Origin of the sequence: Buttiauxella warmboldiae (assembly GCF_003818135.1) — a bacterium.
Lineage (GTDB): Bacteria > Pseudomonadota > Gammaproteobacteria > Enterobacterales > Enterobacteriaceae > Buttiauxella > Buttiauxella warmboldiae.
The window spans coordinates 1-646 of the sequence record NZ_RPOH01000128.1; the positions used below are offsets into that span (position 1 = coordinate 1).

Annotated in this window: 1 protein-coding gene; it reads right to left on the minus strand. The window is 54.3% G+C overall.

From position 1 onward, the window contains the following. Positions 1-607: LysR family transcriptional regulator (locus EHN07_RS20370; RefSeq protein WP_124025820.1), on the minus strand; the 607-nt coding region annotated here is incomplete at its 3' end. Between the last annotated feature and the right edge of the window lie 39 nt (positions 608-646).

Sequence of the window (646 nt, forward strand, 5' to 3'; positions counted from 1 at the left end):
AATCGACGATTTCACGCGTGCCGGAACCTTTTTCACGCAGGATCCACGACTGCTCGGCCAGCGTCTCAAGCGTGATGGGCTGCTGCAATAAAGATGCGTTCGGCGCGGCAAATACCACCAGTTCGTCCTCAAGCCAGGGTTCCGTCACCAGTTCAGTCATATGGCTTGGCCCTTCAATCAGGCCGATATCCACACGAAAATCTGCCACCGCATTAATCACGTCCTGGCTATTGCCCACGCTCATTTCCAGCGGGAGATGCGGAAAATCGCGCCGATAATGAGCGATCATCTCCGGCAGAATATAGTTGCCAATGGTGCTGCTGGCGTAAACGCGGATGGCGCCGTTATCTTCTTTAAACAACTGCTCAATTTCGGTTGTCTGCTCCAGCAAGCCCACCACGCGTGGATACAGCAGGCGGCCATGTTCGTTAACCACCAGGCGCTTGCCGACCCGGTCAAACAGCTGTACGCCCAGTTGCCCTTCAAGATCCGACAGCGCCGCGCTAACCGCCGACTGCGACAAAGCCAGCATTTGCGAGGCCTGGGTAGTCGAGCCGCTTTTAAGGACTTCGGCGAACACTTCGAGTTGCCGCAGGGTGATATGCATGATGAAAACGCCTTAACACTTATTCAGATTGATTATAAA